This window comes from Aestuarium zhoushanense, from assembly GCF_056431045.1.
The window spans coordinates 471,906-495,497 of sequence record NZ_JBWKMA010000023.1; the positions used below are offsets into that span (position 1 = coordinate 471,906).

General features: G+C 57.2%; 23 protein-coding genes. 9 read left to right on the top strand and 14 right to left on the bottom strand.

From position 1 onward, the window contains the following. Positions 1–2,132, bottom strand: a 2,132-nt coding sequence (locus tag AC07ED_RS14015) for a beta strand repeat-containing protein (RefSeq protein ID WP_478242316.1), incomplete at its 3' end; no start/stop codon positions are given. A gap of 646 nt (positions 2,133–2,778) precedes the next feature. After that, on the bottom strand, positions 2,779–3,066 hold the full coding sequence (locus AC07ED_RS14020; RefSeq protein WP_105233988.1) for a YggT family protein: 288 nt from the start codon (positions 3,064–3,066) through the stop codon (positions 2,779–2,781). A 126-nt stretch (positions 3,067–3,192) separates the two neighbouring features. Between AC07ED_RS14020 and AC07ED_RS14025 the strand changes: the two genes are divergently transcribed. From AC07ED_RS14025 to arfB, 6 genes are all read left to right on the top strand, one after another. Beyond that, a complete protein-coding gene (locus AC07ED_RS14025; RefSeq protein ID WP_105233987.1) occupies positions 3,193–3,726 on the top strand; it encodes an acyl-CoA thioesterase in 534 nt (177 codons plus the stop codon). 80 nt (positions 3,727–3,806) lie between these two features. Continuing rightward, positions 3,807–5,180, top strand: coding sequence for an MFS transporter (locus AC07ED_RS14030; protein WP_105233986.1), 1,374 nt, complete (start codon positions 3,807–3,809; stop codon positions 5,178–5,180). Continuing rightward, positions 5,165–6,070, top strand: a complete 906-nt coding sequence (gene mepA / locus AC07ED_RS14035) for a penicillin-insensitive murein endopeptidase (RefSeq protein WP_105233985.1) — start codon at positions 5,165–5,167, stop codon at positions 6,068–6,070. The genes AC07ED_RS14030 and mepA overlap by 16 nt, the downstream gene beginning before the upstream one ends. A gap of 2 nt (positions 6,071–6,072) precedes the next feature. Continuing rightward, positions 6,073–6,918 carry an esterase-like activity of phytase family protein gene (locus AC07ED_RS14040; protein WP_245918099.1) on the top strand — a complete coding sequence of 282 codons (846 nt, stop codon included), beginning with the start codon at positions 6,073–6,075 and terminating at the stop codon, positions 6,916–6,918. 81 nt (positions 6,919–6,999) lie between these two features. Next, positions 7,000–7,632 carry a queuosine precursor transporter gene (locus AC07ED_RS14045; RefSeq protein WP_105233983.1) on the top strand — a complete coding sequence of 211 codons (633 nt, stop codon included), beginning with the start codon at positions 7,000–7,002 and terminating at the stop codon, positions 7,630–7,632. 376 nt (positions 7,633–8,008) lie between these two features. Then, on the top strand, positions 8,009–8,422 hold the full coding sequence (gene arfB / locus AC07ED_RS14050) for an alternative ribosome rescue aminoacyl-tRNA hydrolase ArfB (protein WP_105233982.1): 414 nt from the start codon (positions 8,009–8,011) through the stop codon (positions 8,420–8,422). Between the two features lie 6 nt (positions 8,423–8,428). Here the strand turns inward: arfB and AC07ED_RS14055 are convergent, their stop codons facing one another. The 4 genes from AC07ED_RS14055 to pncA form a co-directional block, all read right to left on the bottom strand. Continuing rightward, the gene (locus AC07ED_RS14055; RefSeq protein ID WP_105233981.1) at positions 8,429–9,133 is read right to left on the bottom strand and encodes an NYN domain-containing protein; all 705 of its coding nucleotides are present in this window, start codon (positions 9,131–9,133) and stop codon (positions 8,429–8,431) included. 139 nt (positions 9,134–9,272) lie between these two features. Then, positions 9,273–10,565 (bottom strand): nicotinate phosphoribosyltransferase, encoded by a 1,293-nt coding sequence (gene pncB / locus AC07ED_RS14060; RefSeq protein WP_105233980.1) that lies wholly within the window; start codon positions 10,563–10,565, stop codon positions 9,273–9,275. A gap of 65 nt (positions 10,566–10,630) precedes the next feature. Then, positions 10,631–11,890 carry a SulP family inorganic anion transporter gene (locus AC07ED_RS14065; protein WP_105233979.1) on the bottom strand — a complete coding sequence of 420 codons (1,260 nt, stop codon included), beginning with the start codon at positions 11,888–11,890 and terminating at the stop codon, positions 10,631–10,633. Positions 11,891–11,946: 56 nt separating this feature from the next. Beyond that, complete coding sequence (gene pncA, locus AC07ED_RS14070; protein ID WP_105233978.1) at positions 11,947–12,549, bottom strand: bifunctional nicotinamidase/pyrazinamidase; 603 nt, start codon at positions 12,547–12,549, stop codon at positions 11,947–11,949. A 114-nt stretch (positions 12,550–12,663) separates the two neighbouring features. Between pncA and trhO the strand changes: the two genes are divergently transcribed. Then, positions 12,664–13,566: an oxygen-dependent tRNA uridine(34) hydroxylase TrhO gene (gene trhO, locus AC07ED_RS14075; protein ID WP_105233977.1), complete on the top strand. Its 903-nt coding sequence runs from the start codon at positions 12,664–12,666 to the stop codon at positions 13,564–13,566. Here trhO and AC07ED_RS14080 read toward each other — a convergent pair. Continuing rightward, entirely contained in the window at positions 13,563–14,036 is a 474-nt protein-coding gene (locus AC07ED_RS14080) for a lytic transglycosylase domain-containing protein (protein ID WP_105233976.1), read from the bottom strand. The two genes, trhO and AC07ED_RS14080, sit on opposite strands and share 4 nt — an antisense overlap. Positions 14,037–14,151: 115 nt before the next feature. On the opposite strand from AC07ED_RS14080, the gene AC07ED_RS14085 reads away from it, so the two are divergent. Continuing rightward, the gene (locus tag AC07ED_RS14085; protein ID WP_105233975.1) at positions 14,152–14,493 is read left to right on the top strand and encodes a CidA/LrgA family protein; all 342 of its coding nucleotides are present in this window, start codon (positions 14,152–14,154) and stop codon (positions 14,491–14,493) included. Next, complete coding sequence (locus tag AC07ED_RS14090; RefSeq protein ID WP_105233974.1) at positions 14,493–15,209, top strand: LrgB family protein; 717 nt, start codon at positions 14,493–14,495, stop codon at positions 15,207–15,209. Before AC07ED_RS14085 ends, AC07ED_RS14090 begins: the two co-directional genes overlap by 1 nt. Here the strand turns inward: AC07ED_RS14090 and AC07ED_RS14095 are convergent, their stop codons facing one another. The 7 genes from AC07ED_RS14095 to dnaA form a co-directional block, all read right to left on the bottom strand. Beyond that, positions 15,210–15,968 (bottom strand): potassium channel family protein, encoded by a 759-nt coding sequence (locus AC07ED_RS14095; RefSeq protein ID WP_211096415.1) that lies wholly within the window; start codon positions 15,966–15,968, stop codon positions 15,210–15,212. Positions 15,969–16,019: 51 nt separating this feature from the next. Continuing rightward, a complete protein-coding gene (gene gyrB / locus AC07ED_RS14100; RefSeq protein WP_105233973.1) occupies positions 16,020–18,455 on the bottom strand; it encodes a DNA topoisomerase (ATP-hydrolyzing) subunit B in 2,436 nt (811 codons plus the stop codon). A gap of 81 nt (positions 18,456–18,536) precedes the next feature. After that, the gene (locus AC07ED_RS14105; protein WP_105233972.1) at positions 18,537–19,157 is read right to left on the bottom strand and encodes a LysE family translocator; all 621 of its coding nucleotides are present in this window, start codon (positions 19,155–19,157) and stop codon (positions 18,537–18,539) included. Next, complete coding sequence (locus AC07ED_RS14110) at positions 19,154–19,585, bottom strand: VOC family protein (protein WP_105233971.1); 432 nt, start codon at positions 19,583–19,585, stop codon at positions 19,154–19,156. The genes AC07ED_RS14105 and AC07ED_RS14110 overlap by 4 nt, the downstream gene beginning before the upstream one ends. Then, positions 19,582–20,691: a DNA replication/repair protein RecF gene (gene recF / locus AC07ED_RS14115; RefSeq protein WP_105233970.1), complete on the bottom strand. Its 1,110-nt coding sequence runs from the start codon at positions 20,689–20,691 to the stop codon at positions 19,582–19,584. Before recF ends, AC07ED_RS14110 begins: the two co-directional genes overlap by 4 nt. Positions 20,692–20,737: 46 nt before the next feature. Continuing rightward, positions 20,738–21,856, bottom strand: coding sequence for a DNA polymerase III subunit beta (gene dnaN, locus AC07ED_RS14120; RefSeq protein WP_067551899.1), 1,119 nt, complete (start codon positions 21,854–21,856; stop codon positions 20,738–20,740). Positions 21,857–21,964: 108 nt separating this feature from the next. Beyond that, the gene (dnaA, locus tag AC07ED_RS14125) at positions 21,965–23,320 is read right to left on the bottom strand and encodes a chromosomal replication initiator protein DnaA (protein ID WP_105233969.1); all 1,356 of its coding nucleotides are present in this window, start codon (positions 23,318–23,320) and stop codon (positions 21,965–21,967) included. Between the last annotated feature and the right edge of the window lie 272 nt (positions 23,321–23,592).

Sequence of the window (23,592 nt, forward strand, 5' to 3'; positions counted from 1 at the left end):
CCCACGTCATTGGTCACCGCCGCAGTTTTGGTGCCGTTGATCGAAGCGTTCTCGGTAACCCGCAGCTCGGTTTTATCGTCGTCGGTGTTGCCGTCTTCGTCGTCAGCATCGTCCGTCACATCCGTCACGTTGTTGCCTGTGCCGGACGGAGGCGTACCGATCACGGTGGCCGTGTTCAACAAACCACCAGCGTCGATGTCGGCTTGGTCCACAAGATAAGTCGCTGTGAACGACACGCTCTCACCAGGCGCCAGAGTCGTCGAACCGTTGGTTTCGATCGTGAAGGACGACAGGCTGTTCGCAGGAGCGGTGCCGTCCGCTTGCGTCAACGTATCGCTGTTCACGCCCACGTTCGTCAGAGTGACGTTACCCGTGTTCGTCGCCGTCACGGTGTAGGTCACTGTATCGCCAACGCCAAAGCCATCGCTGTCCACATCGTTGGTCACCGCCGCAGTTTTGGTGCCGTTGATGCTGGGATCCTGCGTAATTGCCTTGGACGTGGCAGACCCATTCCCTGCACCAACCGTCGTGTTACCAGTCGAGCTAGTCTCAACGCTTTCAGGCGTGATTGAATTACGCGGCGTACCTGTGAAGGTAGCGATGTTGGAAACGCCACCAGCATCGATGTCATCTTGGGTCAGGACATAAGACGCGGTGTAGGTCCATGTTTCGCCAACCGCCAATGTCGTGTCTACGGTATTATCGTTCGTCGACGGAGCCGTCATGGTCAAGGTCGCGCCCGTACCATCGGTTCCGCGTGTCAGAGTATCGTTCGACAGGGATACAGACTCGTAGTCGACCTCACCCGTGTTCGACACTGTGATCTCAAAGTTCACGGTATCGCCGGCAGAATCCTTCAAGTCGCCATTCGTATCAGCAATCGACGTGACCGTCTTTTGAGCGGTCAACTCTCGGATCAGGATTTGACGCTGAGTGACCGTACCAGAATATTTACTATTCGTCGGCGTCCCCGATGTTTCATTGCCCGAAGCGGAGCTTTCGAGGTCAATGTAATTGGTGCCATCGACGGTGTATGGGAGGGTCGCAATGTTCTCAATCGTGTCGGCGTTCAAGTCCGCTGCAACGAGTGTGTAAGAATAGGTCCATACGCAGGTTTCGTTTGCAGATAGAACCGCATCACCGTTGTTTGCGCCCCCAGAACATGAAGCAGACGACAGAGTCCCCGCCGGAGTGATCGCCGCAGCAATACTGTTTGTTGTTCTTGTGAACGTATCGGTCAACGAACCCATGGTGACATCGACAACGCCGATGTTTTCAGCGGTGATCGTATATTGAAGGGTGTCACCAATGTCCGCGCCGTCAGAGAGCGAACTAATGACTGGCAACGTTTTGGTAAGACGCAGAAGCGGATCCGCACCAACGATGGTCAATTCATCGGTTGTAACATCCGTAATCTGGTTGAAGTAGGGCAAAGTCGCAGTGATCGTCGCGTTCACATCATAAGTGCCCGTCGAAATGCCCGTGGTGGTTGTCAGGGACCAGGTAACCGCGCTTACGGTGTAGTTGGCTCCTGAAGTACAGGTAGTCCCGTCTGCAAGTTGGCTGTCACCCTGAATCGTGTAACCCACGGAAGTATAAATCGTTCCATCGACCTCGACAGAAATGGTCTCGGTGCTCACAGTGCTGTCAGTTGAGGATGTGACGAGACAGGCTTCACCTGTTAGGGTCGGCAATGCAGTGGTAGAGGGGCTAACAAGGTTCACGGTTTGCGACGACACCGTGATCGGACCATAGGGGCGTTGCGCTTTAACCTGCGCCAAGTATGCGTTCAAATCCGCTACATCAACGGGGTCATTTGAACCGCTCAAATCAGTCACGTTATCCGTGATCGAAAATTCCGAAACGGTATGAGGTGGACGAACCAACCCATAATTCGAAGTACCATCCAAGGTGATAGTGAACCCACCACCACTGATCGTGTAGGTCTGAAACCCTTCGGCAGACGCCGACGGTGTAAAGCCGAAGACTGTCAGGTCAGAGCCATTCTTCATTTTCCAGCTGACGTTGCCGGGAATTCGATATGTCGTCGAGCCTTGCATAAGAACAAGGGTTACCGGGATGTCGTTGCCCGTCGGCGATTCAAAGACAGCGGTCGAAGAGTTTTGCTGCACGAGTGAGGTGCTAATGCCAAGCGTACTCAACCTAATGACATTATTGGCCTTAGTGTTGGAGGTACCGATTGTCCCTACAAACCCCTCGGCGAAAGGCACCGAGATAATATCCGCATGCGCGACGGTCGAACCCGCCACAGAAAGGAAAAAAACAAATAATCTTAACGAAAGTGCGGAACGCAAATGTTGAGTTAGACGAACCTTCGACACTGCGACATCAATCACCGCCCCAACGTACATAAGGAGCGTGTTGAGGACTGCGAGGATGAAACGGAACATTTAAGGCACTCTCTGTTTGCGTTAGACAACCAGAGAGGAACTATCTGATAACTCAGATTTAATGATTATCGCTTACGAAGAGTTAAAAATGCATTCCGAAGTATCCGGAATTCCCAAAGGGGTAGCGTAGCACCTACGTCGGTGGATCAGCCTAACTTAAAGTGCGTAGATGCACCCTTATTTTTGAAACTTCTCAAAATTTTGCTAAGTTTCGTTCGGTGGTGAACAGAACGTAATTCTCTTTACACCAAACCCCAGGATTGAACTTTCTTGATCAAACAATAAAATTTATACATCTGGGATACTCATTTTACCGCAATCAAACGGTGTATCGGCGGACGTTTGATCCGTCCGCCAACAAGCCCGATCAGTAGAACATCGCGATGTTGTTGATCAGGATGATCCGGATTGCCTCTAGGCCCAAAAGCGCAACAACCGGCGACAGATCCAACCCACCCATGCGCGGCAGGAAATTCCGCAGCGGGCGGTAAATCGGGTCGAGCAACCGCTCAAGACCATACCAAACCTGCGCAACCAGAGGCTGACGCACGTTGAGAACTTGGAAGCTGATCAGCCAGCTCATGATAAAGTGAGCGAAGATCATAAAACGGGCCACGCCGATAATCATCAGCAGGATTTGGAAGATAGAGGTCATATCGCGTCCTTTCAGTTGCTCATCAGGTAATGTGCGCAGGGCCATTCGGCAATCCCTGCCCCAACGTTCCAGTTGACCTTGGGTGCGGCTGACGTTTCTTTGCATCTGCAGAATGAAAGGTCACACATGTATCCGTTCCTCCGATTGATTTGGCAGATGTTCGTTCATCGCAACGACCCAAAGGTGAAGTTTGGTGAAACCTATGTGACCCATCATATCTGCTGGCCGTGGGACCTAGACCTCTGGTGGGAACTGAACAACGGACGAACGCTGACCCTGTTTGACATGGGGCGTTTGCCGCTCGGTCAGGCGTCTGGCCTTCTCAAGGCGCTCAAACAGAACGGGTGGGGCCTAACGGTTGCTGGTTCGACCCCGCGTTATCGCCGTCGTATCCGCATGTTCGATAAAATCACGATGAAGTCCGTGCCCGTCGGCTGGGACGATAAATTCATTTACATTGAGCAGAGCATGTGGCTCTCGAACGGGGAATGCGCAAACCACGTTCTGATCCGTTCGGCTGTGACCAGTAAATCAGGCATCGTTGCCCCTGAAAAAGTCGCTGCCTGTATGGGCCACACAGGCCCATCGCCAGACTTGGGCGAATGGGTCAAAGCGTGGATCGATGCAGAGACCAAACGTCCTTGGCCGCCGCAACACTGATAACACCCTGTTACTAAAGGTTTGCTTGCCAGACCGACGGTTTCTCTGATCTATATCGATCAAACGGTTGGGGAAACATTATGTCAGTATCAGCGAAAAAGCGCATCTGGGGCTGGATGGCCTTTGATTGGGCGCAACAGCCTTATTACACGCTCGGCCTGACGTTTATCTTTGGCCCCTATTTCGCTGCCGTCGCAGCCGACTGGTTCACCGCGAGCGGTTCCGCAACACCCGAAGCCGACGCGCAATCGCTCTGGTCCCTCGGCTCTGCCATCGCGGGCGTGATCATCGCAATCTCAGCGCCATTCATGGGAGCTTGGGCCGACCTCAGCGGACGTAAAATCCCGTGGATCGCCTTCTTTTCAGTGATTTACGTGGTGTCCTCTGCCTTCCTCTGGGGCCTGACACCAGACGGTGCCACCCTCACCATCTCGCTGATCATCTTCTACATCGGCTTCATCGCCGCTGAATCTGGTCTGAATTTCGTCAACGCGATCCTACCCTCGCTCGGCACGGACCAAGAGGTCGGCAAAATCTCTGGCTCAGCCTCTGCCTTTGGCTACTGGGGCGGCGTGGTATCGCTGTTCATCATGCTCTTGCTGTTTGCCGAAGGTGACAGCGGCAAAACGCTTTTGGGCATCGACCCCATCTTTGGCCTCGACGCCTCGACCCGCGAAGGTACCCGTTCGGTCGGTCCCTTCATCGCGATCTGGTATCTCGTGTTCATGATCCCGTTCTTCCTCTGGGTCCGAGATGACACCTCAACGCCTCGCCGCAAAACCAGCTTTGACGAAGTCGTCCCCGAACTGATCCGCGCGGTGAAATCCATCGGTCAAAGCCGCAGCCTGACCTCGTTCCTCGTGGGTTCGATGCTCTACCGTGACGCACTGAACGCTCTTTATGCCTTTGGCGGCGTCTACGCGAAATTGGTGCTGGGTTGGGCAACGATGCAGATCGGCGTCTTTGGTATCATCGGCGCAATCACCGCAGCGATCGTTACATGGATCGGCGGCATAGCTGACAAACGCTACGGCCCTAAAACGGTGATCACAGCGGCCATCGTCGTCCTTATGGTGGTCTGCACCATCATCGTCAGCATGTCGCGCACTCACATTGGCCCGATAGCCTTGCCCGAAGGATCGAGCCTGCCCGATATCATCTTCTACATCTGTGGGGCCGCGATTGGCGGTGCGGGCGGTGCGCTCTATTCTGCATCGCGCTCTTTGATGGTGCGCCACACGAACCCCGAACGCCCCGCCGAAGCCTTTGGCCTCTTTGCTCTCACAGGCAAGGCAACCGCGTTCCTCGCGCCCATGATGATCGGCATCACGACCTACGCCACGGGCAGCAACCAGTTGGGCTTTATCCCTGTAATCGTCCTTTTCCTGATCGGTCTTCTAATGCTACGCTGGGTCAACAGCGAAGGAGATCGCGCAGCATGGTCCGCACACTAGGGGCATTGTGTGTATTGCTGGCCCTCACGGCCTGCAAGGCAAACGACACCGCACAGACAACGACATCGGTGATGTCGTCACAATCTTCGAACGACACACGCGTCGCCAAAGAGGTGTTCGGCCACATCCCGACACCCAGCAACGGCGCGTCGGAGGCCATCGGTTCCTACGCCCGTGGGTGCCAATCCGGCGCGATGGAGCTGCCTGAAAACGGTCAAACATGGCAAGCGATGCGCCTTAGCCGTAACCGCAACTGGGGCCAGCCGCAGCTTGTGTCCTTTGTCGAAGACCTCAGCGCCTTTGCCGCGACCCAGCCAGGTTGGGACGGCCTTTATATTGGCGACATGAGCCAACCGCGTGGCGGCCCGATGCTGACAGGACACGCCAGCCACCAAATCGGCCTCGACGTCGATATCTGGATGCTTCCCCCCAGCCGCCTCGACCTGTCCGAGGCAGAGCGCGAAAGCCTCTCCTCCATCACCATGCAACGTGCGAACGGTGCCTACACCAACAACGATTGGTCGCCACAACACGAGGCCATCCTTCGTCGCGCCGCCGAAGACCCCCGCGTCGCCCGTATCTTTGTGTTCGCAGGGGCCAAGGTCGAAATGTGTAAGAACGCGACAGGCGACCGTGATTGGCTCCGCAAAATCCGTCCATGGTGGGGCCACCACTACCATTTCCACGTGCGTTTGAACTGTCCCGCTGGCGATGACGCCTGTCAGGATCAGGCCCCTATTCCTGCGGGCGATGGCTGCGAAGATGCGGAAAAATGGGTGAATGACATCCTCAATCCGCCGCCGCCCTCTGGCCAACCGCCTGCTCCGCCACGTGGTCCACTGCGGATGAATGACCTTCCCGATCAATGCGCTGTGGTCGCTGGACGCTGACATTGAAACACTGGATTACTGTTGCATTCGCCCTGCTCGGGGCCACCCCTGCGCTGTCCGAAGCCCAACTTGTCGCCAAGTTCGCCTTCAACATCCCAGGAGCGGAGGAGCTGTCCGCCATTGAGCTAGACCCAACGGGCACGGACTTCACCATGGTCACGGACCGCGGCTATCTCATGAAGGGCGAATTGACTCGAAACGACGAGGTTCTGACGGGCTTGTCCGTCAGACAAATGATCCCCCTAAACGGAGAGGATGGTCGGCCTCTGCCCGAAGGACAGACCGACTCCGAAGGGATCGCCTTTGGTCCCGACGGCCAGATTTATATCAGTTTCGAAGGCCGTTCCCGCATCATGGCCTACGATCAGCCCGACGGCCCTGCCCTGCCATTTACACGCGCCGCCGACTTTGACAGTTTTCAATCGAACGCTGGGCTAGAGGCTCTCGCCACTGGGCCAGATGGCACGATCTACACCGTCCCCGAACGCTCTGGCCGCTTTGACCTACCGTTTCCCGTCTACCGCTACCGCAATGATTGGGACGTCGCTTTTACCATCCCGCGCAGCGACTCTTTCCTCGTAACGGGCGCGGACATCGGACCCGATGGGAAATTTTACCTGCTTGAACGCGATTTCCTCGGCGTTGGATTTCGGTCCCGTGTTCGTCGTTTCGACATGGACGGCACGAATGAGGAAACCCTCCTCCAGACCGAACTGCGCACCCACAGCAACCTCGAAGGCATCGCCGTCTGGCGCGATACAACAGGCCATATCCGCTTCACCATGGTATCCGACAACGGCCAGACCTTTGGCCCGAGCACTCTGGTGGAGTATCAACTGACCGATTGACAGAAGGTCGCAGCGGCACTAATCAACCGCGTCCCCGAAAGGGGCCAAGTCGCCGCTACCTTGTAAAAACGGAATATAGACATGACCCGTATCCTCTTTGGCGTTCTCGCCATGGCCATCGTTGTGGTGGCCTCGAACATCCTCGTTCAGTTCCTCATCCTTGATGGGATCCTAACTTGGGGTGCCTTCACTTATCCGATCGCGTTCCTCGTGACCGACATCATGAACCGCGTCTATGGCGCGCAGGCAGCTCGCAAGGTGATCCTTGCTGGCTTTGTCGTCGGTATCGTCTGCTCGCTGATCGGCAACCAGATCCAACTCGAGTTCGGCCCAGCCGTTCCGCTGCGTATCGCGATCGCGTCTGCAACGGCGTTCCTCGTCGCGCAACTCCTTGATGTTGCTATCTTTAACCGCCTTCGTGATGGCAACTGGTGGAAAGCTCCGATCATCTCGACTGTCATCTCATCGACCGTTGATGCTGTGCTTTTCTTCACCATCGCTTTTGCTGCGTTCATCAATTTCGGGGAAACGGCGAATGCTGAGATTTCTTGGGCTTGGGACGCGATGCCGTTGATGACGGTGGGCGCTGAGATGCCGTTTTGGGTGACTTTGGGCGTTGCGGACTATGCCGTGAAACTGGCGATTGCGCTTCTCGCGCTTGTGCCTTTCCGCGTCATTGTCGGCCAAATGTTGGCCAAAAAATCGGCAGCGTAACAAAAGTTTCACTAAATCTGGCACAAAAAGTTTTGACATACACGACATCTGTGTCACCCTGAGTTTACAGGCGAAACTCATTGAAAGGAGGTGATCCAGTGTCAAGAAAGGTATTGGAGAATGGTGTCGGGACAGCTTGGGGGGATCGCAGCTAAGGCAGCCCTTGGCTGACGACGAACTCAGGTGGGACGACCTAACCGCACCCACCTCCTGGACTTTCGAAGGGTCGCCTCATCGCCGGGGCGGCCCTTTTCCTTGCAATCGAACCTGTTTCGGGCAGATTCAGGACGTATTTGGGGAGCCACGGACGGTATCCAGATACCGCAAAACCCGCAATCGCACCCTTTTCGCCGCAAAACAGGTCTTATTTACGCTTATGCTACGGATTTCTAACGAAATCACCCTGCAAGACTGGGAACTGACCGAGCAATTTGTCCGCGCCTCCGGCCCCGGCGGTCAGAACGTGAACAAAGTGTCAACAGCGGTCGAGCTGCGGTTCGAGGCCGAACGCAGCCCCTCTCTGACCGATGCGGTGAAGCGACGACTGCGGCGCATCGCGGGGTCCAAATGGACGACCGAGGGCGCCATCGTGATCTTTGTGCAGGACACCCGTTCGCAGGCCACCAACCGAGAGATCGCCCGCGACCGCCTCGCCCAGATGATCCTCAAAGCCACCCACGTCCCCAAACGCCGCATCCCCACAAAGCCCACGAAGGGGTCGGTCAGGAGACGGCTTGAGGCGAAGAAGATCAGGGGGGAGGTTAAGGCGCTCAGGGGGAAGGTGGAGTAAGAATCACTAAGTCGTGCCCGAAATCGTTTTTGATTTTGGCCTCTTAGCACCGCTTTTTACACCATCAATGTGTTCAAAAAGGTTCGCAGATACAGTCCGCCACAACGGGTCTAATATCACTTTGACACCTTCTCGCCGCGCAAGTTTCGCGGCAGGCACAAAATCTTCATCCCCTGTAACTAGGATAATCGTTTCAGCTTGTTTCTTTAGAGCAAGAGACGCGATATCTACACCAATACGAATATCGACTGTCTTCTGACGCAATCCAGGCACGAAGTCATCGTCAGCGAGATCAGCAACAGTGCGCTTACCACTAAGTAGATCTTTTTGTGCCTCTTCTTTGATGATCCACGAACGTTCTTTGCGAACTTCCCCCAATCTCACTGCTGTGTTTGGCGACTTTCTCAACTGTTCAAAGAGCGCAAGCCTAAATCTTGCTTCCTCGGTTTTAGAATAGTCAAACCCTAAACCTGAAATAGGCTTATGAGCCTTCTCTAAATACGGAAGTGCGTCATAATAGAAAATTCTGTAGAGCATTGAACGCGCGTGAGGCAGCCGCTCAACTTTGTTCTGCTGTTCCAGATGACTAACAACCAAGGTCCAAATTGAGCGGCAAACAGCTTGGGCATCGGTCTTGTCGACATCGGGAAACACTGTAGGAAGTCGCTTTAGAAAGAAGCCACCATCAATAAGTATCGCAACTTTACCCAAACCAACTTCCTAAACAAATAAGCCCCAAGGGATCGGCTGCTGTCATGATTGCGAGGACTGCAGCTTACTGCCGAGGGGCGAATACCTTCTAGATAACTTGTGCACGAATCCAGTGTCAACAAAAAAGGTTGAAACCTCGTTAAACCCTAACCTCCCGCGCCTCCTGCTCGCCGACTCCAAACACGCGTTTGTAGCGGGCGACTTCGTCGGTGGGGCCCATGGCTTTGTTGGGGTTGTCGGAGAGTTTGACGGTGGGGGCGCCGTTGGCTTCGACCGCTTTACAGACGAGCGAGAAGGGGGCGAGGGCGTCTCCGTCGGTGAGGCCGATAAAGTCGTTGGTGAGCATGGTGCCCCAGCCAAAGGAGGCCTTTACGCGCCCACGGAACTGGTCTGACAGTTCGTGGATTTTGTGCACGTCCAGCCCGTCCGAGAAGATGATGAGCTTTTTCGTGGGATCTTCGCCACGGGCCTTCCACCATTGGATCGCGGTCTCGGCCCCTTCGGCGGGATCGCCAGAGTCGATGCGGATGCCCGTCCACTGGGCGAGCCAATCGGGGGCGTTGTCGAGGAAGCCCTTGGTCCCGTAGGTGTCGGGCAGGATGATGCGGAGGTTGCCGTCGTGTTCCTCGTGCCAATCGGCGAGCACGTCATAGGGCGCGCGGCGGAGGTCCTCGTCGGTTTGGGCGAGGGCGGCGTAGACCATGGGAAGCTCGTGGGCGTTGGTGCCGATGGCTTCGATGTCGCGCTTCATGGCGATTTTGCAGTTTGAGGTGCCGATGAATTTTTCGCCGAGGCCTTCGATGAGGGCCTGAACGCACCAGTCCTGCCAGAGGAAGCCGTGGCGGCGGCGGGTGCCGAAGTCCGCGAGTTTCAGGTCGGGGATCGTGCGGAGGGATTCCACCTTTTCCCAGAGTTTCGTCATGCCGCGTGCGTAGAGCACTTTGAGTTCGAATTTGCCCATGGTGTTGAGGACAGCGCGGGAGCGGAGTTCCATCAGGATGGCGAGCGCGGGGATTTCCCAGAGCATGACCTCGGGCCAGGAGCCTTCGAAGGTGAGTTCGTATTGGCCGTCGTGTTTTTCGAGGTGGTAGGCGGGCAGGCGGAGGTTCTCGAACCACTCCATAAAGTCGGGGCGGAACATCTGGCGTTTGCCGTAGAAGGTGTTGCCGCGCAGCCAAGTGGATTCCCCGCGGGTGAGCGACAGGGACCGTACGTGGTCGAGTTGTTCGCGCAATTCGCCTTCGTCGATCATGTCGGCAAGGCGGATGTGTTTGGCGCGGTTGATCAGGCTAAAGGTCACGCGGGTGTCGCGTTTGTTGCGGAACACCGACTGACACATCAGGAGCTTGTAGAAGTCCGTATCGATGAGCGACCGCACGATGGGATCGATCTTCCATTTGTGGTTATAGACGCGAGTTGCGAGATCGACCATGACACGGGGCCTTTCGGATTACGTTAGGGCCGCTTAGATCAAAGATCAGGGGGCAGGTGCAAGGTTCACTTGTCCCGAGGGGTCCAATCGGGTGGATTTGCGTTGCGGCGAAGGCGCAGGGCGAGGCCCAGCGTGACGCCTGTGCCTATGGCGATGGTGAGGTCAGTGAGGACCGTCAGGCCGAGCGTGATCAGGAGGAGCGCGACGTTTGCACGGTCGTCGCGCATCCATTCGCCCCATTTGTGCGGCTCTGCCATGTTCCATGCTGTGAGGATCAGGAGACCAGCCAGCGCGGGCATGGCCAGACCAGAGGCGAGCGGGGCTGCGACCCACATCACGACGAGGATCACCAGCGCGTGGATCATACCAGCGAGCGGTGTCCGGCCCCCTGCCCGCACGTTGGTCGCGGTGCGTGCGATGGCGCCTGTCGCGGGCAGTCCGCCAAAGAGCGGCGAGGCGAGGTTGGCGATGCCTTGAGCCAAAAGCTCTGCGTTTGGTTTATGACGGTCCGAAATCATGCGGTCGGCGACGATGGCGGACAGTAGGGATTCAATACCCGCAAGGAAGGCGATGATCAGGGCTGAGGGGAAGAGTTCCCTCAGGCGGGCGAAATCCATGTCGGGGAGCTGCGGGGCAGGTAGAGATGCGGAGAGCGTGCCGAAACGGTCGGCAATCGTGTCAACGGGTAGGTTAAACAGCGGCACAGCGACCGAGGTCGCGGCGACAGCGACGATCAAACCCGGCCAACGGGGGGCGGCACGGCGCAGCGTATAGATCAATACCATCGTGACCAGAGTGACCCCAACAGCGGCGAGGGAAAGGGTGTCTCGGGCTTCCCACAGGGCGGGGATTTTCTCGATCATATCGGCGGGTAGATGGTCCATCGTCAGGCCCAGACCGTCCTTGATCTGGCTGGATGCGATGATGACGGCGATGCCGATGGTAAAGCCGTTGATGACGGCTTCGGGGATATGTCGGATAAGGGTGCCAGCGCGCAGCAGGGCAGCAGCGATCAGGATGATCCCTGCCATGAAGGTCGCGATCAGCAGACCATCGAACCCGTGGCGGGCAATCACGCCATAGACAACGACGATAAAGGCTCCTGTCGGTCCACCGATCTGCACGCGGCTGCCGCCAAAGGTCGAGATCAGGAAGCCCGCGACAATCGCAGTGACCAGCCCCGTCGACGGATCAGCGCCCGAAGCAATCGCAATCGCGAGGCTCAGCGGCAAAGCCACCATCGCCACGGTGATGCCAGCAAACACATCGGCACGCAGACTGGCCAGCGTGGTCGCTGGCAGGGTCGATAGCAATTTGGGGGTCATGATGTCCGTCCTCTCGGGCGGATGCTGATCCTCAAATGCTGTTATTGCAAGGAAATTTAGAGGACCGATACGCCTGCGCTTTTCATCCCCTCAATGGCGGCGGCAAGCGATCCGTCAAAGTCGATCCCACGGCAGAGGTCGGTTCGAACGGTCACTTTGAACCCGAGGTTCGCCGCATCAACCGCCGAATAGTTCACGCAGAAATCCGTCGCGAGGCCCACGAGGGTGACGTCGGTGATGCCGCGCGTTCGAAGATAACCTTCGAGGCCCGTTGGGGTGGTATGGTCGTTCTCGAAGAAGGCAGAGTAGCTGTCGATGGCGGGGTTCATGCCCTTGCGGATGATCAGGTCGGCATCGGTACGGAGTGCTGCGTGGAAATCGGCGCCCGTGGTGCCTTGGATACAGTGATCGGGCCAGAGGACCTGCGGGCCGTAGGGCATGTCGATCAGTTCGAGCGGGGATTTTCCTGCGTGAGACGAGGCAAAGGACGAATGGCCCGCGGGGTGCCAGTCTTGGGTCAGTACAACGACCCCGAAGTCATCCATCAGCGCGTTGATCCCGCTGACGATGTCATCCCCACCCGCAACGGCGAGCGCACCACCGGGGCAGAAGTCGTTTTGAACATCGATGACGATTAGCGCATGGGTTTTGGGGTGCATGGGACTCTCCGTTTCAGGCGTGGCCATACCCTAGCGGTTGCAGGACGACCGTCAATGCGCCTACCTCGTTTGGCCAGACTTGCCCGCACGCCGCGACAGGCGTATGGAAACCCCATGTATACTGTCTGCGCGCTCTATCATTTCACCCCGTTCCCCGACCCCGCCGCAATCCGTGGGCCGCTCCTTGAGCTGTGCCAACGCGAAGGGATCACGGGGTCGCTCCTCCTTGCGAAAGAGGGGATCAACGGCACCGTTGCTGGCTCTGAAGCTGCGATCAACACCATGCTGGCGCATATCCGTGCGCTGCCTGGCTGTGCCGATCTGGTCTGGAAGAACTCGACCGCGAAGGATCAGCCCTTTGGCAAAATGAAGGTGCGCCTGAAGAAAGAGATCGTGACCATGGGCCAGCCGGACATCGATCCGCGTGCTGCCGTGGGCCACTACGTCGAGCCGAAAGATTGGAACGATCTGATCACCGCGCCCGACGTTGTGGTGATCGATACGCGCAACGACTACGAATATTCGATCGGCACCTTTGAAGGTGCGATTGATCCGCAGACCAAATCGTTCCGCGAGTTCCCGCAGTGGTGGGAAGAGAACAAAGATCGGTTCCACAACAAACGGATCGCGATGTTCTGCACGGGCGGTATTCGCTGCGAGAAATCGACGAATTTCGTGAAACAACAAGGCATTGACGAGGTTTACCACCTCAAGGGCGGCATCCTGAAATACCTCGAAGAGGTGCCTCAGGAAGACAGCAAATGGCAGGGTGATTGCTACGTGTTCGACGGACGTGTGTCAGTTGGGCATGGGTTAGTTGAGGGTCCGCATGAGCTCTGCCATGCGTGCCGTCGTCCTGTGATGCCAGAGGACAAATCGCGCCCCGAATGGGAAGACGGCGTATCCTGTCACCAGTGCGTTAACGAGACCTCGGACGAGGATAAGGCGCGGTTCCGTATGCGCCAGAAACAGATCGAGCTTGCCCGTGAACGGGGCGAAAAGCACTTGGGTCGTTAACCCGCACGAAGCCCCGTTTCGACCAACAGGCCAAGGCGTTTGGCCTCGTAATAGTAGCCGCGCGCATACCACATGATCGCTTCGTCCTCGTCTCCGCCAGAGACGAGCCATGCGCCGCGCAAATAACGTCCCGCGTACTGCAGGTTAGTTTCTGCGTCCAAAAGACCGCTGTCAGGGCCTTCATACCCCATCGTCCGCGCCGTCTGCGGAAGGATCTGCATGAGGCCGTAATAGGGGCCATTGCGGGCACCCGCGCGGTAATCGCTTTCGCGCTGGATCACACGGTGTAGCAGCGTTCTAGGTATTTCATGCCTATCCGCCCATTTGTTGACCAAGACCCGCATTTCAGGCGTCTCACCCGGGAAAAGCGGCGGGTTATAGCCGTGGTCGAAAGTGGTCAAATCCCCGCCTTTGCCGCAAGCAGCGAGCGCGGAGAGGGTAACAAACATGGCGTGGCGACGTGTGATCATGGCCTGTCTTAGCGCGGGGCGATACCGTCGGATAGTGGGTGCGAAAAGATCGGCGAACTTGCGCCAAGCGGTTTGCCCCTTTACCCCTTAATCATACGACAGCGGGAGGCACGAGATGCTGGGCTATCTAACACTGATTTTCAGTTGCCAATTGATCGGCGAAGTCATCGTGGGCACGCTCGCCCTACCCGTCCCCGGCCCCGTGGTCGGCATGGTCCTGTTATTTATCTATCTGATAATACGTGGTTTTGTCCCAGAGGATTTAGGCGAAGTAGCGGGCGGATTGCAGAAATACATGTCGCTGTTGTTCGTGCCCGCGGGCGCTGGCGTCATGATGCATTTCGGGCTGATCGGTGAGGCGGCATTGCCCATTGCGGCGGCATTGGTCGTCAGCACGCTGGTCACAATCGCGGTGACAGCGCTCATCATGAGCCGCCTGATGAAGCGAGGCAACTGATGGAAAACCTTCGCGATACATGGGTTTATCTGAGCGCCTCACCGCTGTTTCACCTGACGTTGACGCTGGTCGCGTTTCAGGGGGCGTTTTGGCTGTTCGAAAGGGCGGGGCGTAACCCGATTTTGAATCCCGTTCTAATTTCGGTGATCGTGATCGTCGGCGTGTTGATTTCGACGGGGACAAGTTACCCGCAATACTTTGAAGGCGCACAGTTCGTGCATTTCCTCCTTGGCCCTGCGACAGTGTCACTGGCGGTTCCGCTCTATCGGCAATTGGCAAAGGTCAGACAGTCGGCCTTGGCAATTGGCGTGAGCCTGCTCTGTGGGTCGTTAACCGCGATTTTCACCGCTGTCGGCATGGCTTGGCTACTAGGCGGTGGGCCAGACATCCTCGCCACCCTCGCGCCGAAATCGATCACCGCGCCCGTCGCAATGGCTGTCGCGGAAAAGATCGGTGGACTACCGTCACTCACCGCGGTCGTCGTGATTATCACCGGCATTTTCGGCGCGATGTTCGGGACGTTCATCCTGAATGCGGTCGGGGTCAAAGACTGGGCCGCGCGTGGGTTCGCGATGGGCACGGCGAGCCATGGGATCGGGACGGCGCGGGCGCTTCAGGTCAACGAAGTCGCGGGGGCGTTTGCGGGATTAGCGATGGGCCTCAATGCCTTAGCGACCGCGATCTTGCTGCCTGTGCTCTGGGCAATCGTGTTCTGATCAGACATCGCCTTCGGTCCGAATGTAGATCGTTTCGCCGCAGTGTTTGCAGTGAACGGCGTCCGCATCGTGGAGGATGAGGCCGCAGGTCTTGCATTCCTGTCGGACCTTGGACGGGCGAAAGAGGACTTGGAGGAGGCGCAAAAACAGCGTCACGCCAAAGATCATGACGCCGACTGACAGCATACGACCCCACGGTCCCGTAAGGGTAATGTCGCCGAAGCCCGTCGTGGTCAGTGTCGTCACAGTGAAATAGAGCGCGTCGGCGTAGTTGCGGATCTCTGTGTTCACGTTGACTTGAGTCGCGTAGATGAGACCGGTCATGACAAAGAGGAACACGCCGAGGTTCAGGGAGGCGAGGACGATATCTTCGTTCTTTCGGAAGAAGCTGAAGTCCTGACGAAGTCTGCTAAGTAATTGATATGTATGCAGCAAACGGAGCGTGCGTAGGATACGGAGGAAGCCGACGCCTTCGCCTGTGACCGGCGCGAGGAAGGATAGTACCGCTGCAACATCAGCCCATGTCGCGAGGCGGAATGCCATGAGGCGTTTTTCTTTTTCGATCCAGAAGCGGATGAAGAAGTCCGTCAGGATCAAAACGCCGAATACCGCATCGATGATTTCGATGGTGACGGTATGGTCATAGAATGATGTTCCAATCACAAAGAGGATCGTGGCTATGTCGAACACAAGGACGCCGTAGCGAAACCGATGCGCGGCGACGGTGTCGTCTTCGTAGAGGGAACGTATTTTTTCCATATCGTCGGGCCGAAAGCAAAAGACCCGCCCAGTTGGGGCGGGTCAGATTGTTTAGAAGTCGAGGTTTTCGACGCTCAGCGCGTTTTGCTGGATAAAGTCGCGCCGTGGTTCTACTTCATCGCCCATCAGCTTGCTAAAGATGTCGTCGGCCTCAACCAGATCGTCGATCTTAACCTGCAAGAATGTGCGTGCATCTGGGTCCAGCGTGGTTTCCCAAAGCTGGTCAGGGTTCATTTCGCCCAGACCTTTATAACGTTGAATCGAAAGACCTTTTTCTCCCTCTTCGAGGATCGCTTGCAGCAGGCCGAGCGGACCGTAGATGACCTGAACGCGGTCTTTGCGGATCAGTTTCGCGGGTTCGTTGTAGACTTCTTGCAGCGCCTCGGTGAAGGAGCCAGTTTTGCGCGCCTCGCCAGAGCGGAGCATACCGCCGTCAAGGGTGCGGACCTCTTCTACGCCGCGCAGAATACGGGCGAGGCGGATGCCGTGATCCTGAGTGATACGGCCCGTCCAACCGCGTTCGTATTCGAGCGCGATAAGGTCCAGACGTTTCGCGACCTTGTCCGCGACGCCCTGAAGGTCAGCGTCCACAGCACCCGGAACAAAGGCACCAGCGACAGCGGCCTGTTCAAGGATGTGGCGCGGGTAGTGGGTCGGGAAAGCGTCGATCACGCGTTTCAGACTGCGTGCGTTTTCGACAACGCGGAGCAAGTCCTGACCCGCAAGTTCAGCGCCATTCGACAGACGCAGGATCGCGCCATCCACGCCCTGCTGGATCAGGTATTCATCCATCGCGGCCTGATCTTTGAGGTAAACCTCTGATTTACCGCGCGAAACCTTATAGAGCGGGGGCTGCGCGATATAGAGGTGACCTGCTTCGATCAGTTGCGGCATCTGACGGAAGAAGAAGGTCAAGAGCAGCGTTCTAATGTGTGCACCGTCTACGTCCGCGTCAGTCATGATGACAATCTTGTGGTAGCGGAGTTTCGACAGATTGAATTCGTCGCGACCAATGCCAGTTCCGAGCGCCATGACGAGGTTGCCGATTTCCTGCGACGACAACATGCGGTCAAAACGAGCGCGTTCGACGTTCAGAATCTTACCTTTGAGAGGCAAGATAGCCTGCGTGCTACGGTCACGACCTGTCTGCGCGGAACCACCTGCGGAGTCACCCTCGACGAGGAAGACTTCGGTCTTGGACGGGTCTTTTTCCGAACAATCCTTGAGTTTGCCAGCGAGGAAGTTGACGTCCATCGCAGTTTTGCGGCGAGTCAATTCACGCGCTTTGCGGGCTGCCTCGCGAGCGAGAGCGGCCTCGATGATTTTGCCAACGATCTGTTTGGCTTCGTTCGGGTTTTCCTCGAACCATTCAGACAGTTTTTCGCCAACGAGGTTCTCAACCGCAGGACGGACCTCGGATGAGACGAGTTTGTCTTTGGTCTGGGACGAGAACTTCGGATCGGGCACTTTGACCGAGAGAACGCAGGTCAGACCTTCGCGGGCGTCGTCGCCAGAGAAGGAAACCTTTTCCCTTTTCGCGATCCCGCTTTCCTGCGCGTATTTGGTCAGGGTGCGGGTCAACGCGGCGCGGAAGCCCGCCAAGTGGGTGCCGCCATCGCGCTGCGGGATGTTGTTGGTAAAGGGCAGAACGTTTTCATGGTAACTGTCGTTCCACCACATCGCGACCTCAACGCCGATGCCGTCACGTTCACCGTTCACAAAGATCGGCTCTGGGAACATCGGGTGTTTGGAGCGGTCGAGGTATTTCACAAACTCCTTAACGCCACCGTCGTAGAACAGTTCCGTCTTGATCGCTTCGGCCGGACGCTCATCTTCGACGAGAATGCGGACGCCAGAGTTCAGGAAGGCCAGTTCGCGCAGACGCTTTTCCAGAACATCGTAGCTGTATTCGAGGTTCAAGAAGGTGCCGTCGGGCGAATTCGTGCGGGAGGACGCCATAAAGCGGACCTGCGTGCCTTTTTTGCCCGGAGTGTCGCCGACCACGCGGAGCGGTTCGACGGTCACGCCTTTTTCAAAGCGGACGTAGTGTTCTTTGTCGTTGCGCCAGATGCGCAGTTCGAGCCAGTCGGACAGCGCGTTCACAACGGAAATACCCACGCCGTGCAGACCGCCAGAGACCTTGTAGGAGTTCTGGTCGAACTTACCGCCCGCGTGCAGCTGGGTCATGATAACCTCAGCGGCGGAGATGCCTTCTTCGGAGTGCATGTCGACGGGGATACCGCGACCGTTGTCGGTCACGGAAACAGAGCTATCCGCGTGAATTTTCACAGAAACATGGTCGGCGTGGCCAGCTAGTGCTTCGTCGATGCCGTTATCGACGGCCTCATAGATCATGTGGTGCAGGCCAGACCCGTCGTCGGTGTCGCCAATATACATCCCAGGGCGCTTGCGGACAGCGTCCAAGCCCTTGAGAACTTTAATAGAATCGGCGCCATATTCGGCTGGCTGCTGCTCTTGATCGGACATTCGGTGTTTTCCCGTTATTCAGTTGCCAAAATATAGAAAATTGGCGGGGGAATGTCACGCAATTCGCACCATATTTTGTGTTTATAAAAAGGGTATAACGACCCCGACAGCTACCAGTAGCCACCCTGCCGTCAGGTTCATCCGTTTGAGCGCGCGTGGTGAGGTCAGAAGCGCCCGCACCTTGCCTATAAATGCGCCCATGATGAGGTTGCCGATCAGCGGCACGATGGCCGAAAGCGCACCGATGGCGACGATGTCCGCGACGGTGAGTTGGGACAGGTCAAAGAAGCCCGGCAGCATGCCCATGTAGAACAAAATCGCCTTGGGGTTCCCGATGATCACGGCGAGGCCCGCGACAAAGCCTGCGATGACGCCTGGACGGGTTAGGCGGCTGTCAGAGGCGATGGATTTGTCGGCGTTGCGGATGACCATGTAGCCCATGAACAGGAACGTCACCGAGGCCACGTAGCGCATCAGGTCCAAGAAGCCCGCGTATTGACTCACGATCCACGACACGCCGAGGATGGCGAGGACGGACCACATGACATCGCCGACCACCACGCCAAGGGCGAGTGGCCATGCGGCGCGAAACCCGCCCGACATAGCACGCGCCATGAGCGCGACCCAGACAGGACCGGGGGTCATGAACAGAATGAAAAGCGCGCCTGCGTAAAGCGCAAGCTGTTGAATCGTCAGGGTCATTCGGACCTCGGTAAAGTTAAGCTGCCGTCGTCGGAGAGCGGCCAAAATGGATTGTGAGCGAGTTCCCAAACGTGACCGTCGAGGTCGGCGTAGTAGCCAGAGTAACCGCCCCAGAACACTTTTTCGGGCCGTTTCAGGCAGGTCGCGCCTGCGGACAAGGCAAGGTCAAAGGCAGCGTCGACGTCTTCGACAGTGTTGAAATTCTGCGCCAATGTGACTGCCCCCGTCCCGAGCTGCGCGTCTGGGCGACCTTGGTCTTTCGCCAGTTCGTCGAGCGGGAACAGGCCTAAGAGTTGCCCGTGGAGTTGGTAGAATGTCACTCCAGGCTGCTCTTCGGCGGGTGACCAGCCGAGGGCCGCGTAGAAGGCCTTGGATTGTTCGAGGTCTGCCACGCCGAGGGTGATCAAGGTGACGCGCTGAGGGGTCATGGCAAATCCTTTTGGGTGGTAATGGACGTGCCATTATCTTCTGTGATTTCAATATATTGCGCGCGCGATTGCAGTTCTTCGAACAGTTCTGGACCCGTGCCAGTCATGAACGCCTGTGCCCCCAACGCGCATATTTCATCATAGAGCGCGGCGCGGCGGCCCGCGTCAAGGTGGGCTGCAACTTCGTCCAGCAAAAGGATCGGCGGGGCGCCGAAATCACGAGCCAAAGCGCGACCATTGGCGAGGATCAGCGAGATCAGAAGCGCCTTTTGTTCACCCGTCGAGCAATCAGAGGCGGGAACGCCTTTGGCGCGGAATGTGGCGTCCAGATCGCTGCGATGCGGGCCGATCAGGGTGCGGCCAGCGGACATATCGCGCTGACGATTGGCTGCGAATTGGTCGCGCAGGGTGGTTTCGTCCTCGGCCAAGTCCTCTGCATGGGTCAGCGCCAAATCCGCGATGGGAAAGGCGGTTTCGGCAGCGTCTTGGGCATCATGAAGCTCTGCTATGGCGCGGTTACGATTGGCGGTAATCGCAATGCCAGCCTGCGCCATCTGCGTCTCTAGAGCGGCATACCAATGGGCATCACGCACCATGTCTTTGAGCAGACGATTGCGTTCGCGCATGGCCTTTTCATAGGTCAGAACGGCCTCTGCGTGGGAGGGTTCAAAGCTCATCGTCATACGATCAAGGAAGCGACGACGCCCGTCCGCCCCTTCGAGCCAGAGGCGATCCATGGAGGGCACGAGCCAGAGGACGCGAGCAATGCGGCCCAGTGCGACTTGCGGCGCGGCTTTACCATCAATGCGAAGCTGGCGGCCTTTGTCAGGCTCCATCCACGTCTCGACCTCGTGAAACTGATGGAGAGACGTAATTTCCGCGCTGATTTTCCAGCCGAGCGCCTCTTGCTTGCGGATCATATCCTCGGCTGCGGCGCGACGAAGGCCACGACCGGGGGAGAGGAGCGAGACGGCCTCTAGAATGTTGGTCTTGCCCGCGCCATTCGGCCCATAGATCGCAACGGGGCGGCCATCAAATTCGGCCACGGCGCGCTTGTGCGACCGAAAGTGCGAAAGCTTGAGCACATCAACAGAAAGGCCGCTCATGCGCGGCCCTCCCTCATTCCAGTCTGTCGGTGGCTGCTGACCAAGGTCAGACGCGCATCGGCATGACGACGTAGACGGCAGAGGTGTCGTTACCCTCGCGCATCAGGGTCGGGTCGCCAGACGAGTTGAACAGGAATACTGCGTTTTCGCGGTCCACTTGGGAGGCGATTTCAAGCAAGTATTTGGCGTTAAAGCCGATTTCCAGACGTTCGTCGTCATAGGCAACAGCCAGCTCTTCGGTCGCGGCACCGCTGTCAGGGGCGTTGACGGAGAGAACCAGACGGTCCTCGTCGAGCGAGAGTTTCACGGCGCGGGAGCGTTCGGACGACACGGTTGCCACACGGTCCACGGCCTTTGCGAAATCGCTCGCGTCGACTTCGAGCCTACGGGTGTTCCCCTGTGGGATCACGCGGGTGTAGTCGGGGAAGGTGCCATCGATGACCTTGGACGTCAGGGTGATGTTCGGTGTCGCAAAGCGGACTTTGGTTTCCGAAACCGATACGGCGATCTGCATATCGTCATCGTCGAGCAGCTTGCGAAGTTCGCCAACGGTTTTGCGCGGAACGATTACGCCCGGCATATCGCTTGCGCCATCAGGCAGAGCGGCGTCGATGCGGGCCAGACGGTGACCGTCGGTCGCAACGCAGCGCAGCGCGGGGCCGTCTTCGCCCGTGGCGACGTGCATGTAGACGCCGTTCAGGTAATAACGGGTTTCTTCGGTCGAGATCGCGAATTTCGATTTATCGAACAGACGGCGCAGAACGGGTGCAGGTGCAGCAAAGTTCGTCGCGTAGTCAGACGACGCCATCACGGGGAAATCTTCTTTGGGAAGGGTCGCGAGGCTAAAGTTCGAACGACCTGCTTCGATGGTCAGGCGGCCTTTGACGCCGTCTTCGGTCAGGGTGACCAGCGCGCCATCGGGCAGTTTGCGAACGATTTCGTTCAAGGTAACGGCGGCGACCGTGGTGGCGCCAGCGCGTTCGACCATTGCGGATGCTTTATCAACGACTTCGATGTCGAGGTCGGTGGCGCGGAACTGAACGCTATCGCCTTCGGCTTCTATCAAGACGTTGGCCAGAATTGGAATAGTGTTCCGGCGTTCAACAACCGATTGGGCTTGTGCGACTGCCTTGAGCAAAACCGCGCGTTCGATACTGAATTTCATGTCCCTCGCTCCGCTTCTCGGACCTGACAAGGCCGGGAGGTGAAAACTATACGTTTCCCCTCTCGGCTCAAGCTCTTTTTGTCACTGTTTAATACTGCGCGTGCAGCGTCAAGACGCGAGCGTGCGGCGAAGCAGTTCCAATTCGTCGGAAAGTTGCGAATCTGCCGCGGAAAGTTCGTCTATGCGGCGCACGCCGTGCATCACGGTCGTATGGTCGCGGCCACCGAATTTCCGACCGATTTCCGGCAAGGAACGGTTGGTCAGCTGTTTCGCCAGCCACATCGCAACCTGACGCGGACGAGCATAGGCGCGCAGACGTTTCGGGCCGATGAGGTCGGACAGGCGGATGTTAAAGTGCTCTGCGACCTTGCGCTGAATTTCGTCGATGGTCACGCGACGTTCGGACGATTTCAGAAGGTCGGCAAGGCAGTCTTGCGTCATCTCTAGGGTGATCGGCTTACCCACCAGCGATGCCATCGCAAAGAGACGGTTCAGCGCACCTTCGAGAACGCGGACGTTCGTTGTGATCTTGTGCGCAAGGAATTCCAACACACCGTTGTCGATCTGAAGACCTGGGAATTGTTCTGCGTAGAGTTCCGCTTTGGTCTGGAGAATGCCGACGCGGAGTTCGTAATCGGTCGGGTGCAGGTCAACGACGAGGCCACACTGGAGACGCGATTTGATGCGGTCTTCAAGGTCTTTGATTTCACCCGGCGCACGGTCAGCAGAAATGATGATCTGTTTGCGGGATTCAACGAGCGCGTTGAAGGTGTGGAAGAACTCTTCTTGGGTCGAGTCTTTGCCCGCGATGAACTGCACGTCGTCGACCATCAGGACGTCGACCGAACGGAACATCTGTTTGAAGTCGATCATCTTGCGATCTTTGAGCGCCGAGATGAAGCGATACATGAATTGCTCAGCCGAGAGATACACCACGTTCTTTTCCGGCGAACGGCGGCGGATTTCATGGGCAACGGCGTGCATCAGGTGGGTTTTACCCAGACCAACGCCACCATAAAGGAAGAGCGGGTTAAAGGTGACGGGGCCACCTTCGGCAACGCGACGGGCCGCAGCGTGAGCGAGCTCGTTCGGTTTTCCGACGACGAAATTCTCGAATGTGTAACGCGGGTCCAGCGTTGCATCGGGAATCGAGGGATCGATGCTCGCAGGGGACTGGCGCACAGGCGCAGCTGCAACAGGCGCGGGACGGGCGCTGTTGGCGGCGGGGCGCACATCAAACGCGAGGCGTTCGACTTGGGCACCATTGCGGTTCAAATGATAGATAATCTGGTCCGCATAGTTTTGCGTGACGTAGTTACCAAAGAACGAGGTCGGCGCTGTAAATTGTGCCACGCCTTCGTTCACACTTACTAATTCAAGCGGCTCGATCCAGTTCGCAAAATTTCCAGTCCCCACACTGTTTTTTAGCGTTTCGCGAATCGTGCCCCACATAGTCGTCGTCATATCCCAATGCCTGTCCCATACGTTTCTTGCGATAGGTTTCCCCCGACACATCAACTCCACAAAAGACAAAGCACCATCGTTTGCCCGATCCCAAATTCGGACAGCCAAGGTCACCTGCATCTCTGGTCTGGATCCGTTTTACCGCCTGTCGGACGGCACATAACGAGCCCAATATGGGGTGTGCGTTCGTCACCCTGCCAGAGTGAAAAACGTCAGAACATTGTGGCCGTACTAAATGGTACTGACCAGGTGAGCGCAAAAATCAGGTGTCA